This window comes from Fictibacillus sp. KU28468 (genome assembly GCF_026153615.1).
Lineage (GTDB): Bacteria > Bacillota > Bacilli > Bacillales > Fictibacillaceae > Fictibacillus_C > Fictibacillus_C marinisediminis.
In genome coordinates this window covers 786016-802806 of the sequence record NZ_CP110666.1, presented here as the reverse complement: position 1 = coordinate 802806, position 16791 = coordinate 786016, and the positions used below count along the sequence as shown (strand labels likewise).

Below are 16791 nucleotides of genomic sequence, written 5' to 3'. Positions count from 1 at the left end.
AGCCACAATCAGTATTTCAATTTTTTGTAAATCCGGTGTGATTGAACCGCCAGCTATCACCCCCTATTATTGAAAAAAAAGACTTGAGGGTCTCTTTTAAGCGTCAGTAAGCGATTTATAAATAAGTTTTCGCCGCATCTTAAAAAAAGGCTCGTTTCTAAAAGATTGTTGCTTTGGGAACATTTTTGTAAAGAGCTTCAATTGACAAGTTGATTGGAGTGGAAGGTGCGAGACTCTGCGGGACGAGCGTGACAGGTGAAACCCGCAGGCGCCTGCGCAGAGGGGTTCAGCGCACGCCCCGCGGAAAGGGAGCAGCCTGAAACGGAAATCAACCACTCCCAAGGGCAACAAAGGTTACGAAAACAGCTTAAAAAAATTTGTTCAATTAGGTTTAGATGAGAGACAGGCGGGGTACATAGCTAATATAACCACCACCTAACCCCTAACCCCTGAAAAGAGAGTTATCCTTTTGGATAACTCTCTTTTTTTACTGGTTCATTTTTAACGAGATCTGCTGAATAAATGGCCGATTTCATGGCGTCTCCGTTCATTAGTTTTCGGAACGCAGAACCTGATACTTCAATTGTTCCATTAAACCCTGTGATCCTTACCTTCGTAGGCCGGGTGTACTTTTTTTCCACGATCTTGATATCGACTACCTCGCCAATATTGAACGAAGCAGTCCTTTTGCTGATCTCTTCAAAACTTAGTTCGTACGTCCACCAGTTTTTCGCGTATTTCGACTGATCATAAGGATCTGGCTTACCGACCAAATAAGGAAGATCCGTACTCCAGACGAATCCAGAACTCACCGTGTACCCGCCGGCTGAGGCAGAAAAGTAAGCATTGATCAAGGCACCTTTGTAGGTGATGACCTCGCCTTTTGTCTCCCCATTGATGATGGCATTGACGTTGGCTGCTTCCTGGCCCACACCTTTATAAACCTGTGAATCGACGGTGTCGTAAACGTCCCATTTGCCTGCTGGACTAAGGTGCTTTAATGCATAGGTTCTAGCAGCAAGTGTTTGGGCCTTGATGGCTTCAGGATGCCATTTGGAACTGACCTCTGATGGCACCACTCCCTGCAGATACGTTTCCACGTTTAGGCGGTTTATGACATTGATTCGTTTCTTTTTATTGTCGGAAAACGACACTTCCAGCACACCATTGTAATTCATTTTCTTATGAGACAAATATTTTCCTTTTAGAGAAACCACTTTAAAAGGCTGATCAATATAGGCTGTTTCGTCCCCGTTAGTAAGTAGAAACTCCCCGTCTTCCACGGTAACGTTCGTTGGGGTTTGAGCAGCCGGTTCAAATAATACATTGCCCTGCATGTCCTGGATGGAATAGCTCCCTGTTCCGTTCAAGTCAACCGATGTTTTTTCTTTTGAGAGGCAGACACGAATATTCTGTTTCAACGTGTCGATTTTTTTAAAATCAACCCCGGTGTAATAATACTTCAGGATATCATGATAACCGAAGCCTTTTTGCGCCATGCCGAGTGCTCCCCATTGCGTCATTCCAACGGCGTGGCCCCACCCTTTTCCGGAGAAAAAATACCCTTTGTAGGCAGGCGAAACAGTGGCTTTCAGCACGAGCCTCGTCAGCGTTTTCGGTCCTGCAATCCCGTTGTCTTTATACTTGATGGACTGCTGGAATTTACGAAGGGCTTCAAACGTATTTTTCCCAAACACTTCGTCAACACCTACCCTGTATCCCGCTTTCGTCAGGTAAGCCTGAAGCAGCCGGACATCAGGTCCCTGGTGGCCAGATTTTAGTGTCCGCTTAAAGCCTTCCGGGTAAGGCACCGGTACAGCTGGAGCCAGGGGCTTTGCCGCTGATGCTGTTGTATTTGCCTTTACGATGGCGTTTAATGTTTTGAGATCTGCTGTTCCAGTAGCGTTCAGCTTATTCTTTTTCTGAAAGCTGACCACCGCATTATAGGTTTGAGTTCCGAATTTCTTGTCCGCCTTAATGGTTTGTCCAAGCTTAATCAGATAGGACTGGAGCTTGCCGACATCATTTCCGCTCATCCCCTTTTTTAGATCCCTGCTGAAGCCTGATGGATAGGCAGCTTTTTGTACTTTTTTGGGGGCGGTTTCTTTCTTCAGGTCCAGCTGGAGCTGTTTCAAACTTGTGCCCTTGCTCCCCATTTTTAAAGCAGGCGAATCCGCTGCCGCTGCCTCGGCAGACGGAAAGGCAATGGAAATGGCCATGGTTAAAACCAGTAAACTCTGAAACTTCTTTTTCTTCATCTTCTCCCCCTGCATAAGTCCTTATAAATTGTATAAATATGTATTTAATTGCGACTAATTACATAGTAAGGAAAAATAACCCATTTTTCTACAATTATTTTAAATTTTGTGAAATTTTCATTCGACATAGATAGAGCGAGGGCCATCTATCCCCCGCCAAATCTATTACTCTTTCTTTTTGAAGTGTAAAAGGAGCCGGAATGCTGACCTGTCCTGCAGGCTCAGCATACACGGCATTCTGCGATAAAGCTGGCTGGGCTGCAGTTTGCTTTTTGTGCAGCTCCAGTAACTTGCTTGCCAGCAAAAATCGGGTGCTGGCATCCAGTATTCCTGTTTCATTAAGTCTGTGTTTCTTTTGAAATAACTTCACAGCGGTTTTTGTAAGGATCTCCAGATTTACAGACTTCTTCTCAGGAATTGGACGAATAAGTATATTCAGCTTTGAACGCAATGGATCTCTCACTGCCTTTCTATCCTCATCCGAATGCAAGACGGCTAATATGGCCGCAAGCACTGCCTTTCTATCAACTTGGTGTGCTGATCGTTTTCCAGGAGGTTTTTATCTTGAAATAAAAAGGCTGATTGGATGATGAATCTTGCTGGATGAAAAGACAGACTTAAACGCCAAGGCATTTGCAGAGATTCATAGTAGTTATATCGGCTGGTTTTCTCTATTTTTGAATACCTTTAAGACAAAAAAGTGGTGCCTGGCACCTCTTTTTGACAATTGTCAAAACAGGGTGCCAGGCACCGATAAATTCTGTTAATATATTATTGATTTGGAATAGACATCCAATAAATAGTTTTATATGATAGAAATGCCATATATATGCAAGTGACAAAGGGAGCAAATTTATTATGCTGGGAATAGTAAAAAAGGTTATGGAAGGATACTCTTCCGCAGATATTAAACGATTTAACAAGCAAGTACAGCAAATCAATGAGCTGGAAGCCCAAATTTCACTCTTATCGGATGAGGAGCTGCAGCAGAAGACACCTTATTTTAAAGAATTGCTGAACAGCGGAAAGACGCTGGAGGATATCAAGCTGGAAGCTTTCGCGGTTGTTCGTGAAGCCGGCAAACGGATCCTGGGCCAGCGCCACTATGACGTACAGCTTCTCGGAGGACTCGTCCTCCATGAGGGCTCGATCGCCGAAATGCAGACAGGTGAAGGGAAAACACTCGTTGCCTCACTGCCAAGCTATCTGAACGCGCTTGAAGGAAAAGGCGTTCACGTTATCACAGTCAATGAATATCTCGCAAGCCGTGACTTTGAAACCATTGGGAAGATCCATCTTTTCCTTGGCCTTGAGGTCGGTTTGAACACATCACAGATCTCTAAAGAAGAGAAGCAAAGAGCCTATGCCGCCGACATTACATACGGAACGGGCAATGAGTTCGGTTTTGACTATTTGCGCGATCATATGGTTCTCCACTCCTCTGAAAAGGTGCAGCGCCCGCTTCAATATGCGATCGTCGATGAAATTGATTCTATTTTAATCGATGAAGCAAGAACTCCGCTGATCATCGCCAATAAATCACAGCTGTCAGCTGATCTTTTCTATATTACAAACCAGATCGTCTCCATGTTTAAAAGAGATGATCATTATGAACTTGTTGCGGATACGAAGCAGCTCTTCCTTACCGAGAAAGGTGTCCAGACGATCGAGCGTTCTTTCGGCATCTCCAACCTCTTTGATGAAGAGCATCAGCTGCTGTTCCATTTTGTTCTTCAATCTCTTCGTGCCCACGCAGTCATGAAACGCGATGTGGATTACATCGTAAGAGACGGGGAAGTAATGCTTGTTGATTCGTTCACTGGACGCGTTATGGAAGGACGAAGCTACAGTGACGGGCTGCAGCAGGCGATCGAAGCTAAAGAAGGGCTTGAGATCAAAGACGAGAACGAGACCCAGGCGACCATTACCATCCAGAACTATTTTAGAATCTACAGCAAACTGTCCGGCATGACAGGTACAGCGTCTACGGAAAAACAGGAATTTTACAACACGTATCATTTGAATGTCGTTGAGATTCCTACGAACCGCCCGAGACAGCGTGTTGATCTGCCAGATGTTGTCTACCGCACACTTGCTGATAAGTTCAAACGAATCGTGACCGATATCAAATCATTTCACGCGACCGAACGTCCGATCCTTGTTGGAACGACCTCCATCGAGCAATCCGAACACCTGGCTTCCCTACTCGACAAGGAGAGCCTGCCTTACCTGATCCTGAACGCAAAAAGCGAAGAACAGGAAGCGCGCATCATCTCCATGGCCGGGCAAAAAGGAACGATCATGATTGCGACGAACATGGCCGGACGCGGTACGGATATCCTGCTTGGTGAAGACGTATCAGATCTCGGCGGTCTCCATATTATCGGAACGGAACGCCATGAAAGCCGCCGTATCGATAACCAGCTGCGCGGACGTGCCGGACGCCAGGGAGACCCAGGTTCCTCCCAGTTCATTCTGTCTCTTGAGGACGAGCTCTTCAGCAAGATGGATAAAGAAGAAATTGAAAAATGGATCAAAAAAGCCGAAACAAACAGGACAGGGGAAGTTATCAAACCTGACCCTCTTAAGTTTGTGAACAAAGTACAGCTTTCCATTGAGGGAATCTTCTATTCCGCACGTGAACACCTGCTGAAGGTGGATAACGTTTCCGATCAGCAGCGCAAGGTCATTTATGCGCTCCGCAACCGAATCCTGGACGAACCATCCGTTTACCCTCTCATCCAGGACAGCACGAAGGAATATGCCACACATGTGGTCGACACCTATTGTGTGGAAGAACTGCCTTTTGAGGATTGGGATCTTAATGATTTACGTGCTGACCTTCAAAAGATTTTTCCAGAACAGACGTTGACCGATTCTATGTTTAACGATATGGAAAAAGATGAGATCCAGGATGTTGTTGATGGGTTTTTGGCTGAGAGGAACACCCTGATGGAACGCCTGGCTGCAGAGGAGAATATGGAGCGTGACCATGAGGTGAAAGGCTTTATCCTCCGGTCTCTCGATACCCTCTGGCTGCGCCACCTCGAAACGATGAATTTTATAAAAGAAGGCATGCACCTGAAGAGCTATTCTCAGGAAGATCCTTACCGCATGTTTGAAAAAGACGCGTACGAAGCCTTTTTGGACATGCATAGAGAATGGAACCAAGAAATTACCATCCAGTTTGCGCCTGTTGTTCAATACAGCCAAACGGAATTAACCGGAGGACAGTAATGCTATCCTTTTTCAAAAAAAGCACAAATAGTAAAGATACAAACGAGGCACCCGTGGCGGTCGTAGAGCCGGTTCAAGATACGGATGCCAGTCAGGATCCCGTTGCTGAAGAGGCTGAAACTTTACTGCACATCCATCCGGAATGGGATATCACCGTTCAGGAGCGCTACGTGTATCAGTTTCATCATGCCCAGCTGCCTAAATTAAAACCGAACCAGATTTCGATCTCCAAAATTGATGTTGTATCCGATGACGACAGTTTTATGGTGAACGCGTTTATCCGCAACACCCTGTCAAAGAGCATCCGTTTTGAGGAAGTCACATTGCTCCTTCTTGATACTGAAGGAACCGTCTTCGCACGGAAAACCTTTGACCTCGAGCTCATGGGCGATCTGCCGGCTAACACTTGCCAGCCGTGGATCTTCCTGTTTTCTGAAGAAGACCTGCTCGGAAACGGCTTTCCAGCCGAAGAAGAGTGGAGAATTGCATTTGAACTTAAGAAGAAAGCACCGTCTGAGCACCAGCTCATGCTCCATGAAAGCTGGGAGAACAGCTTGAATGACATGCAGAAAACGAGGCTCTATGAGATGGTGAATAACCTTCCTCCTCTTACAGCCGGTGAGATCAACTTTATGGGAATCGAAGCCCGTATCGGTGAAAACAGCGATCTGTCTGTTACCCTGCTCATCCGCAACGGAAGCGACAAGGACATCAAGGTGGAGCAGCTGCCGTTATGCTTTGAAGACGCAAGCGGCGAGCTGACTGCCAAAGGAGCATTCCAGCTTACCGAATTTGAAGTGAAGGCCAATACGAGCAAGCCATGGACCTTCATTTTTCCGGAGGCGCTGCTTCTTAACAAAACACCTGATCTATCGGCGTGGAAGGTCTATCCTCCACAATCATAAAACAAAAGGAGAAACCCCGGCTGGGTTTCTCCTTTTTCATTTATTGCGTATGCAGTTCCATCTTGTGCTTCATCTGAGGCTGTCCTAAAAGACGAAGCGCACTGTTCACACTTTTACCCAGCTTTTGCCCCGGTATTAATTCCTTTACCGTAAGCTGGCCGCTGTTTATAAATGTATACAAGAACCATTTTCGTTCAAAGCCTTCATGGGAATGGCGGTACCCGCTTATCAATTTTTGAGTATTGCGGTCAAACAGAAATTCCTCCAGTTTATACGAAAAACGCGAGCCAGAGAACATCATTGAATTCATTGGCAGGATCGGCAGCACCTGATGGCGCAAAACATGTTCCGGCAGATAAAGATCAAGCAGCTGATGAGGATAGTCATTCAATTTATGCAGGTTTGTGATGCTTTGCAGGGCAGGCAGAATAGAGATCCTTCCATAGAAAGTCGTAACGATCATGCTGTCGTTCTCGACTTTAAAGGTAAAGACGATCTCATTGTCAATAATGGCGGTATTCCGTCCGACGATCACCATCCGTTCCGGTTCACACCATAACGTATTCATAAATGATTGCAGGGAAACAAGACTCATGTTCGGACCAATGCGTATGTTCCATCGGTAAGCCGCATGCTTCGTGATATATAATGTTCGAATGTTTTTTTTATATAGAGAAAAGTAATTACGATGGCGGTTTTGATATCCTTTTATCCTCAATCCAAGCAAGGTTTTAAAAGAATGATAGTACCATTCGTTTGTTTGATGAGGAACAATATTACTTTTCCAGTCATGGACTTCAATTGCCCCTGCCTTCATGGTGTGGACCCTTCCCTCAATTACATATTCCAGTAGTATATTAATATAATATTACCATTTATTATCCAAAAATAGAGTACTATATTCCTATTATGGTAACGAATGGGTAAAAAGTCAATAACTCTCCAACCGATTTTTCAAAGATTTCATGAATTTATTTGGACAATGAAACCTTTCGGAAAATCCGCCGTCTAATCTTATAAATGCAGCTCATTTCTTATGAAGGGACGAATGATGGTAAACACGGACAGCACGTACCTATAAGGCCTGCTGTCCATTGCAGCTCATTAGAGAAAAGGGAGATCAAAACATGAAAAAGGGGATATTTTTCTTAGGGTTATTTGCTTTATTGCTCGCAAGCTCCTTCATCCTTCCTAATCAATCCGTTACAGCCTCAAAATCATCTGATGTATACACTTCCGGTCCAAAAACGAAAAAGGTAGCGGCCCTTACCTTCGATGACGGCCCAGATGGAAAAACAACCGATCAAATTCTCTACATTTTAAAGAAATATCATGTGAAAGCCACCTTTTTTGTTGTCGGAAAACAGGTGAAAGCCTATCCGACAGTTATTAAACGGATCCACAAAGACGGCCATTATATCGGCAACCACACCTACAGCCACCCTTCCCTTACCAAGTCAAACCGTACCAAAATCCGATCTGAACTAACCAGGACCAATCAGCTCCTGCACCCCCTCATCGGCTATCAGCCGGCCGTGATGAGACCCCCATACGGAAGCTATAACAATCTCGTCATCTCTGAAGCGAAGCGTGCCCACATGAAAGTCGTCATCTGGTCAGTGGATACCCGCGACTGGTCTGGTGTTTCTACAGGCACCATCCTGAACACGGTAAAAAAAGAGACCCGTCCTGGAGCGATCATCCTCCAGCACACCATCCCCCATAAAAATATGAGCAACACAACAGCAGCCTTGCCCAAAATCATCGAGCGTCTCAAAAAGCAAGGATACACCTTTGTCACCGTTCCCGAAATGCTCAGGATGAAGAAATAAAAAGCAAGTTCAAGTTCAAAAAAGGGTGCCAGGCACCACGTTTTGACATATGTCAAAAGGCGGTGCCTGGCACCCAATTTTATAGATTAATAAAGTTGTTTAGCCCCTAGATAGCGGTCGGTCCAGTAGGACAGCCTAATGTCGCTGACTGCTACCCCGCGAGAGCCGCTGTGGACAAAATTATTATTGCCGATATAGATGCCCGCATGGGATGGCCCTTTTTTATAGGTTTCAAAAAATACGATGTCTCCCACTTTCGGCTGGCTTACCGTTTTTCCAGCATCCCAAATAGAAGCTACCGTTCTTGGCAGCTGTACATTTTGCTTTTTAAACAGATATACAAGGAATCCGCTGCAGTCAAAGCCTTCTTCCACCGTTTCGCCGCCCCAAGTATAAGGCGTTCCGACAAGCTCTGCTGCATCACCTACTAGATTAATAACGCTGAATGGCTTGGCCGTTGTTTGCGGTTTAGCCGGTTCAATCCCCTTCTTTTTTACTTCAGCTTTGATTTTTTCAATGGTCTTGCTGTCGGCTACTCCCGTAACGGAAAGCTTATAGGCTTTTTGAAATGATTTGACACTCATCTCTGTCATCTTTCCAAAAATGTTATCTACCTTATATGTATAAAAACCAAGCACTTTTAAGTCGGATTGAAGCTGATAAACCTTGGGACCTACCGAATGCAGCCGCAGATCTGCAGATGGCGGAGGTGCCGTTTCATCTTCTTTTTTCTTTGCTTCAGCACTGATTATCGTGAGGGTCTTGCTGTCCGCCACTCCTGTAACCGGTAGCTTATACGCTTTTTGGAATGACTTGACGCTTGCCTCTGTCTTTTTTCCGAAAATCCTGTCCAGGCTATAATTGTAAAAACCAAGAGCTTTCAAATCAGATTGGAGCTCCTGGACTTCGGAACCTACCGAATTCAAGCGAAGGATGAACGAAGACTCGTTAGCCGGCTTCGGCTTAGCTGGGACAGGCTTTTGGCTTTTCACGGGAGATGCTGATGATGCCTTAAAGAGTAATCTTTGTGTCTTATCATCCGCTATTCCCGATGCCGGAATTTTCTTTTCCTTCTGATAAGCCTTTACAGCATCGGCTGTCACTCTGCCGAAATAACCTGTGATCTTAGGGTATTTAAAGTACTTAAGCTCCTTCAGCTTTTGCTGGAGCCGCTCTACCTCATTCCCTTGAGAGCCTTGTTTCAGCGTTTTATAGGTGGCTTTCACCGTTTTTGGAGTACTGGCAGGCGGTTTGACCACTGGTTTCTGTGTGATCGCCCGGACGGTCATCTTGCCTGTTATGCCATCGATCACAAGATGGTGCTTTTTCTGAAACTCTTTTACCGCGTTTGTGGTAACCGGTCCGTAATAACCTGTAACATGTGAAGACTTTAAATAGCCCTGATGCAAAAGCGCCCGCTGCAGTTCCTCAACATCCGGATGCTTCATCCCGTTCCGTAACACTTGATCTCCTAATGCTGCCTCTCCTTTGGACGGAAGAAGCAGAATTGCCCCCGCACAAGCAGAGGAAATGACCAGAGTTTTAACCGCGTTCGTGTTACCCTTTTTCAAATGCGTAGCCCTCCTTATTCGACCATAAGTGCCATATACTACTAAATATATCGGAAGAAACTGGCGGATGACAAGTAAATTTTTTAACTTTTTTGTATATTTGGGTAGAACGAAGGAGACTTAGGTCTAATTGATTATAATGGTGCCAGGCACCACCGTTACACAAGTGTGTAATTGCGGTGCCTGGCACCCTTTCTTTGACACTTTTTTATATTATAATACTTTCTTACTATTTAACTAGTTCCTTATACTTGTTATAGTTAAAAAGTCTTATACTAGAATTTATTGGATAGTATTATTTTTGGTTAATTTTAACTACCAGGAGGAGAACTGAAATGAATAAAAAGCTTAAAATTTCGCTGGCGGTGGTTTTCGTTGCCCTGCTTTCTTTTAGTACAGGTGCTTATGCGGCGACCAAATACTACCTGAACTTTAATGATAGGACGACCAAAACCGATGTAAGGATGATTAACAAAAAAGCATATGTCCCGTTGAATGACATCTCAAAACTGTTTGGCGGAAAGGTCAGCTACAACAGTAAAAAACATACGTATTATGTGAAAGCCAAAGATTATCATCCTGCAAACAGCCAAGTTAAGACATTCAATGTAAAAGCAACCGGTACTTCAGGGCCAATGAAAATCACCATTTCAAAGGTTACTTTGCATCCGAGCTTCAAAAAGGACAGCTACTCTTCACCGGTCCGTGCTGTTGTGATGGATGTTGCCGTTGAGAACACCAGCAAACAAACTGTTGAATGGTATCCTGCCCAAGGGGCACTCAACCTGAACACGAAGGAACAAGTGGAATTTTCACATCCTGATTCAGACCTTGTTGAGGGGACATTTAACGGACAAGTGATCAAAAAAGGAAAAGTCATTTATGAAGTTAAAAGCTCTTTAAGCAGTATTAAAAATCTAAAGTGGTCGATCAGCCAGCCGTTTGATAACGATTTAAATGGACTTGGACCTGATATTGTTGTTCCCATCACACTTATTAAATAACTTTAAAAAAAGCAAAGGATGGACACACGCGTGTCCATCCTTTGTTTTTTTTTGGTGCCATTTTTTTTGGTGCCAGGCACCGTTTTTTCGATTTTTTACACACTTGTGTAATCGCGGTGCCTGGCACCAATCAACCAACCAAAAAATCTTTTATCGAATCTCAGCTTTAAGCTTGTAGGAATGGACAGAGGCGTTGCCGTACCGGTCTTTTACTTGGATGTGATACGTGCCTTTGCCCAGTGTTTTGTAAAGCACTTCTGAGTCGCCATTACCATAGTAATTGCTCTTGGCCACTTCCTTGCCGTTCTTGTAAACAGTGATCACACCGTCAATGTCTGCAGACGTTTCAAGCGTAAGTTTCACGTTTGCTTTTTTGCTGAGGGACCATTTGTACCAGTCTGCATCAGTTTTGTTCTTGACCATATTGAAATAGCCTGTGCCGCTGTACGATTTGCTGCTGACTTTTTTCAGGCTGATCGGCTTGGATGGTTTATTTCCTTTGACGACTGATTTTGCATCTTCATCCTTGCGATTCACAGACTCAACTTTTAATGTGTAAGGGATAAATGACAGCTCAGGTTTATAATCGAAGAATCCGATTCCTACGATAAAGTAGCCTTTGCCTTTTTTCGTTGTGAAGGAACCTCTTGTTTCAGATCCTTCAATTCCCTTATACACTTCCTTCAGCTTGCCTAGCTCTGACTCATCTACCCTGCGGTTGCCGTTCGTGTCTTCTCCCACAAGAACAAGACCATAATAATCGTTCAGCAGTTCACTAGGATACTTTGCTTTCAACTCTTTCGTAACTGCTCCTTTAGTCAAAGAAACATTAGAGATGCCCGTCTCTTTGGCTTTCATATAGAAAGCGTCCATGTCTCCAGGCATTGAGAACATGCCGGTTGCTTTGTTATTTTTAAGGTCCTTGAAACGGTCCATCATATCATTCGGCTCATTGGCGTCATCAGGATTGGACGCCAATAGCTTGGAGCTGAACTCATACGGATCATAGAGTGTAGATCCGTTCATTTTATTATTGGCGATTCTGACAAAATATTTTTGGCCTTTTCTCAAGCCAGCAATCGCATGGTCTTCCAATGTTCCATCGAACCAGTCATTGCTGTAGTTGTCTCCAACTCTTCCAAGGTCCAGCTGCCATTCACCGTCTTCATCTTTATACTTCTCCAGCTGATAAATTTGAATCGCCGGCTTTTGGCCTTTTCCAAGATTGAAATCATAGATGCCGTCCTGTTTTGGAGAGAAGGAGAACCAGTCTTCATCCATCTGCTTTTGCAGAACTCCTGTTTCCTTTGACCCAAGAACATAAGGGTTGGCGTTGTCCACGATATCCTGCGGATCAATATCATTTTCTTGATTACTGATGATGATGATGATCTCTACATCCTGCTCGTGGGCTCTCTTGCGCTCTATTTGTTTCAAAGCTACATAATCTTTAACCGTAATTTCTTTGTTTTCCAGTTTTCCTTCTGGTGAATCCTCTTCAAAAGGAAGTCCGTCCTCATCTGGAGGAGTGACCTTGCTTTCGACATCAAGGCTGTAGGAAATCGCAGAAGGTTCGGGAGACTCTTCATTGATCATATTGAAGTCCATGAAGAAGTCAAATAGACCGTCAACGATCTCAGACTTATTCGTCGTGCTGATCAAGTAGTCAACGTTCGGAACCGCTTCAAAGACCATCGTCTCGCCTTCACCATAGCCGTTGGCGTTTTGATAAAACATTGGTTCAGGTCCGTCCATTTCCTCACCTGTGTCCTCATCACCCGCCACTTGGCTTACCGCTTTTGCATCACCAGGATCTTCATCCGTGACCTGCTCCTCCGCGTAAACCTTCAGCGTGCTGTTGACGCCAGGAACTCCAGTCGTTTTCACTTTAACGAGCTGAGGCTTGTCCACTTTGAATGTATAGAAGTCTTCATCCTCATTTTCACCAGTAAAGGTTCCTTTTGTGTGATACGGGAACGTACTGATGTTTTCAGGCTTATCCATCGTATTTTTATCAACCGGAAGCTCTTGAAGACGTTTGATTTTAAGCGTATATCGGGATGCAGCAGCCTTGGAATCATCAAAGTTTCCGTTGACGTCCTTCACTCCGATCGTCATATAGCCGCTGAAAGGCACTTGGAACAGTTTGCCTTCCGTTCCGTTAGCCTGAAGCTTATTAACGTCAAGCATTGTTGTGCTGTCCGTTCCGTAAAGGTTAAGCTTCAGCTTCAGGTCATAGTTTTTTGATCCTTTTAGAGAAGTCTGAATGTACTCCCCTTTGTTCACGTAAAACTTGACCCATTTTTCTTCATTGGCCTTCGTGATTTTTCCTTCTTTTACAAAGTCTTTGTTGTTTACCGGGAAAATCTCAGTCGCTGCGTCTTTAATTTCTTTTTCCGTTTGGAGCGGTTTAACCGATGCAGGAATGTTTTTGACATTAAACTCAAGGGCAGAGACAGGCTGGACAAGTCCGTGCGCGTACTTTGTATCATAGCCCTTGGAACCAAGGTCTTTTGCTGTATGTTCAAGTACGTATTCGACCTGTGCCGGTTTGAGCGACGGATACTTGGAAAGCAGCAGTGAAGCTGTACCCGCAACAACCGGAGAGGCCATGCTCGTTCCGCTCATTTTCTCAAACGTTGATTTTTTTTCATAATCATAAAGCGGTGCATAAATAGCCTCCCCTGGTGCTACTATGTCAACAGATGGCCCATAGTTGGAATACCAGGACAGCTTGTTTTTTGCGTTTGTAGAACCAACACTAATGACGCCTTCAAAAGCGGCTGGGTAAAACGCCGCATCTGTAGCATTATTGCCTGCTGCAGCCACAACCGTAACGTTCGCTTTGATGGCTGTTTTCACCGCATCTTCAATTAACGGAGAAGGCGCAGAGCTGCCAAGGCTCATGTTGATCACTTTTGCGCCGTCATGAACCGCTTTTAAAATGGCATCGGCAATCGTATAATCGCTCGCACCCATACCGCGGTCAAAGACGTCATAAGACATGATTTTAGCATGAGGATTCACACCATATCCGCCAACCCCATTGCCTTTTTTAGCAGCAATAATCCCGCTGACATGCGTGCCGTGGAAATCAGGCATCGCCTGGTTCATCGGATCGTTCGCGTTATAGCTGGAAATGACCTGTCCTTTTAACTCTGGATGGTTTCTGTCCACTCCCTGGTCGATCACCGCAACCTTAACCGCATGTTTGCCGGCAAGCTCCTGGGCTTTCGCGATCTGTAAAAGTGACAGATGATACTGCTTGCCCGTTTTCGGGTCTGGCGCAGAGAGCGTTTTAGAAAGAATGCTTGGTGAAACAGACGCTACCTTCCCCATTTTTTGATAGATTTTCATTGCTTGCTCAAATTTTTTCTTGTTGTTGACTCGAACGACTGTATATTTATATTGGCTGTACGATCGGATCACTGTCGCTCCCGCGTTCTTGTGATCTGTGGACGTCAGCGGTTTTGTGTACTTGATGACGAGCGTATCGTCACTGAATAAAGGCTTGTTGCTTTTTGTTGTGCTTTCTTTTGTGACGTTTTCAAGTTCAGTCATCCCCAGCGATTTCTTTGAAACTGACGGGACTTTGACTTCCGCGTGAACGGCAGAATATCCGCTGGCCAGCATGCTGGCAGACAGACCTACAGCCGCAATCTGCTTTTTCCAATTTTTCATGTGTTATCCTCCAAATTCAGCATAAAAAACAGTAAAACGATGTCGTGCTGCCTGTTTCTTCTTTTCTCACCCCACTTTTGCATAGAGCATACCTTACGATTCGACGGCATTTACTAAACTCCTCTATTTTTTACAAAAATTGGTTGAATGGTGCCAGGCACCGTCGTTACACAAGTGTGTAATTGCGGTGCCTGGCACCCAATCATTTGCACCACATACAAAAAGCTCTCCGGATACTAACCGGAGAGCTTTTTAAGCTGATGATTGGATTTCGCTATTTTACAGTAATTTTAGTAGATTTGCTTTTGTTGCCTGCTGCATCAGTCGCGGTCACATAGAGAACCGTTCCGCGTTTTTGGGCTTTGATCGGAGCTTTGTAGGCACCTGAAGAGCTCGCCGCCGCTTTTCCGATAACAGTCTTCCCTTTTTTAACCTCTATTTTTGATTTTTTTTCTGCTTTTCCGGTAACGTATTTATCGTTACTATCGACTTTGTTTACCTTGGGAGCAGCCGGAGCAACAGCTTCGAATGTAGTGAATTTAACGCTGTAAGGCTTTGCTGACCAGTGGTTATTCGCTTCATAAACGGTCACATAATTAATGCCCGGTTTCAGTTTGGCATACCATGTTTCTGCTTTGCCCACACCGCTTTTATCAGCAATTTTTTCATACGTCAGCTTTCCGTCAGCTGAGATTCTGTCTACGGCAACGACCGGATCCATGCCTGCTGTGGCTGATACTTCAATCTTCACATTGTATTCTTTCGTTAATTTAAAACGGTACATGTCCCCATCAAACGGAACATCAAACTTATCTTTGTAAACCGTTCCCTTGCTCATCCACTTGGCTTTTGCCGGAATATCCGTTGTATCTCCAGCAAGAGAAGGAAATTTCGTCTCTAAAGCTTTGGCTGCATCAATTCTTCCGTATCCATAAAAGTCAGTCAGGCCGGCAGCGTTTTTATAGCCCGCACGATCAGGCTTGAATGCTGATTTTTCAATCATATATTCGACTTGCTGAGGTGTCAGCGCTGGATTTTTCGTTAGTAAAAGAGATGCCAGTCCTGAAACCATCGGCGCGGAAAATGATGTCCCTGAAACATCCTGTGAGCCGTATTTTCCGTTCATAAGCGTCGTCATGATGTTTGTTCCTGGAGCGACAACATCGAGTTCAGGCCCTCTGCTCGAGAACGGAGCGATAACATCATTGTATCTCGTCGCACCGACACTGATGACCTGCGGATAGGCAGCCGGATAGTTCACACCGTACACTGGATTCTCGTTACCTGAAGCCGCTACCAGAATAATTCCTTTGTGGACAGCTTCCATGATGGCATCATATTCTGCCTGGCTCGGTTCGGCAGATCCAAAGCTCATATTAATGACTTTCGCACCGTGGTCTATAGCGTAATGAAGACCGGCGATCGCGCTTGAATTAGGAATGCTTACTTTCCCGCCAACCCGTACAGGAAGAATCTGAACATGATTGTTTAAACCGCTGATGCCGATCTTGTTGTCAGTCGCTGCGGCTATGATTCCGGAGACCTCTGTCCCGTGGCCGACCGTATCGTTTGCCGTTTTAAGGTTGTTCACAAAGTCTTTGCCCTTGAGCACCTTCCCTTTTAGGTCGGGATGAGCAGCATTAACTCCTGTGTCCAAAACAGCAACGATGACCGGTTTCTGTCCTGCTGGCGGATTCACTAGATCTTTTGCCCAGTTGATCTTTTTTAATGCCCACTGCTGGTCATACAGTTTATCGTTTGGCTTTACCGTCTCAGCTGTTCTTTTTGAAAGGTAGTTCGGTTCAGCATATTCCACAGCTTGATCAGCTTTGATCTGTGACAGTGTTCTTTCATAGTTTTTGTCGTTAGGAACCTGGTAAACACTGATTCCTTCTTCTTTCAGGATAGAAGGCGCCGAGGTGGTTTCCAGGCCGTATGAAGAAGGTGTAAACGCGTTTCCTTCTTTCGTTTTTACAATAATTTCTCTTTTATTAACATTAGCCAGATCTACGGATTCGGACGGCTGTTCTATCGTTTGTGTGCTAAAGAATAGGTTTCTTTTAGCAAGCTCTGTTCCTTGCGCATGGACAGCTGTTCCTAATAGGCTTGTACCTACCAATCCAGCGGTTAAAATGGACATCGTTCGTTTAAATGTATTCATTCTCTTCCCCATCTTTTGTCTAATTTTATGCAAGCTTTATTATATCATTTTTCTTTTCTAGTAAAATGAAATATCTTAAAAATATTGGAAATTTTGTTGGTGTGCGGTGTTGGTGTGCGGTGCCATGATGTGCGGTGCCAGG

11 protein-coding genes are annotated in these 16791 nt (G+C 44.7%); 4 read left to right on the top strand and 7 right to left on the bottom strand.

Translation table 11 applies throughout. From position 1 onward, the window contains the following. Positions 1-197: 197 nt before the first annotated feature. The 3 genes from OKX00_RS03990 to OKX00_RS03980 form a co-directional block, all read right to left on the bottom strand. Positions 198-332 (bottom strand): hypothetical protein, encoded by a 135-nt coding sequence (locus OKX00_RS03990; RefSeq protein ID WP_265409524.1) that lies wholly within the window; start codon positions 330-332, stop codon positions 198-200. A gap of 129 nt (positions 333-461) precedes the next feature. Continuing rightward, positions 462-2258 carry a SpoIID/LytB domain-containing protein gene (locus OKX00_RS03985; protein WP_265409523.1) on the bottom strand — a complete coding sequence of 599 codons (1797 nt, stop codon included), beginning with the start codon at positions 2256-2258 and terminating at the stop codon, positions 462-464. 94 nt (positions 2259-2352) lie between these two features. Further along, on the bottom strand, positions 2353-2721 hold the full coding sequence (locus OKX00_RS03980; RefSeq protein ID WP_265409522.1) for a peptidoglycan-binding domain-containing protein: 369 nt from the start codon (positions 2719-2721) through the stop codon (positions 2353-2355). A 395-nt stretch (positions 2722-3116) separates the two neighbouring features. Between OKX00_RS03980 and secA2 the strand changes: the two genes are divergently transcribed. Further along, a complete protein-coding gene (gene secA2, locus OKX00_RS03975) occupies positions 3117-5495 on the top strand; it encodes an accessory Sec system translocase SecA2 (protein ID WP_265409521.1) in 2379 nt (792 codons plus the stop codon). Next, complete coding sequence (locus OKX00_RS03970; RefSeq protein WP_265409520.1) at positions 5495-6400, top strand: accessory Sec system S-layer assembly protein; 906 nt, start codon at positions 5495-5497, stop codon at positions 6398-6400. Before secA2 ends, OKX00_RS03970 begins: the two co-directional genes overlap by 1 nt. 40 nt (positions 6401-6440) lie before the next feature. On the opposite strand, the gene OKX00_RS03965 is transcribed toward OKX00_RS03970, so the two are convergent. Further along, positions 6441-7217 (bottom strand): hypothetical protein, encoded by a 777-nt coding sequence (locus tag OKX00_RS03965; RefSeq protein WP_265409519.1) that lies wholly within the window; start codon positions 7215-7217, stop codon positions 6441-6443. 310 nt (positions 7218-7527) lie between these two features. Between OKX00_RS03965 and OKX00_RS03960 the strand changes: the two genes are divergently transcribed. Beyond that, a complete protein-coding gene (locus OKX00_RS03960; RefSeq protein ID WP_265409518.1) occupies positions 7528-8232 on the top strand; it encodes a polysaccharide deacetylase family protein in 705 nt (234 codons plus the stop codon). Positions 8233-8318: 86 nt separating this feature from the next. Here OKX00_RS03960 and OKX00_RS03955 read toward each other — a convergent pair whose 3' ends face one another. Continuing rightward, positions 8319-9803: a C40 family peptidase gene (locus tag OKX00_RS03955; protein ID WP_265409517.1), complete on the bottom strand. Its 1485-nt coding sequence runs from the start codon at positions 9801-9803 to the stop codon at positions 8319-8321. A gap of 335 nt (positions 9804-10138) precedes the next feature. Between OKX00_RS03955 and OKX00_RS03950 the strand changes: the two genes are divergently transcribed. Then, complete coding sequence (locus OKX00_RS03950; protein WP_265409516.1) at positions 10139-10807, top strand: hypothetical protein; 669 nt, start codon at positions 10139-10141, stop codon at positions 10805-10807. A gap of 150 nt (positions 10808-10957) precedes the next feature. On the opposite strand, the gene OKX00_RS03945 is transcribed toward OKX00_RS03950, so the two are convergent. Both OKX00_RS03945 and OKX00_RS03940 read right to left on the bottom strand, forming a co-directional pair. Next, positions 10958-14488 (bottom strand): S8 family serine peptidase, encoded by a 3531-nt coding sequence (locus OKX00_RS03945; RefSeq protein WP_265409515.1) that lies wholly within the window; start codon positions 14486-14488, stop codon positions 10958-10960. Between the two features lie 274 nt (positions 14489-14762). Beyond that, on the bottom strand, positions 14763-16649 hold the full coding sequence (locus OKX00_RS03940; protein WP_265409514.1) for a S8 family serine peptidase: 1887 nt from the start codon (positions 16647-16649) through the stop codon (positions 14763-14765). Positions 16650-16791 lie beyond the last annotated feature (142 nt).

Bases quoted from the DNA above. Each gene is read 5' to 3' on its own strand.
- OKX00_RS03985 (WP_265409523.1), bottom strand. From the start codon at position 2,258: ATGAAGAAAAAGAAGTTTCAGAGTTTACTGGTTTTAACCATGGCCATT.
- secA2 (WP_265409521.1), top strand. From the start codon at position 3,117: ATGCTGGGAATAGTAAAAAAGGTTATGGAAGGATACTCTTCCGCAGAT.
- OKX00_RS03970 (WP_265409520.1), top strand. From the start codon at position 5,495: ATGCTATCCTTTTTCAAAAAAAGCACAAATAGTAAAGATACAAACGAG.
- OKX00_RS03965 (WP_265409519.1), bottom strand. From the start codon at position 7,217: ATGAAGGCAGGGGCAATTGAAGTCCATGACTGGAAAAGTAATATTGTT.
- OKX00_RS03960 (WP_265409518.1), top strand. From the start codon at position 7,528: ATGAAAAAGGGGATATTTTTCTTAGGGTTATTTGCTTTATTGCTCGCA.
- OKX00_RS03950 (WP_265409516.1), top strand. From the start codon at position 10,139: ATGAATAAAAAGCTTAAAATTTCGCTGGCGGTGGTTTTCGTTGCCCTG.
- OKX00_RS03945 (WP_265409515.1), bottom strand. From the start codon at position 14,488: ATGAAAAATTGGAAAAAGCAGATTGCGGCTGTAGGTCTGTCTGCCAGC.
- OKX00_RS03940 (WP_265409514.1), bottom strand. From the start codon at position 16,649: ATGAATACATTTAAACGAACGATGTCCATTTTAACCGCTGGATTGGTA.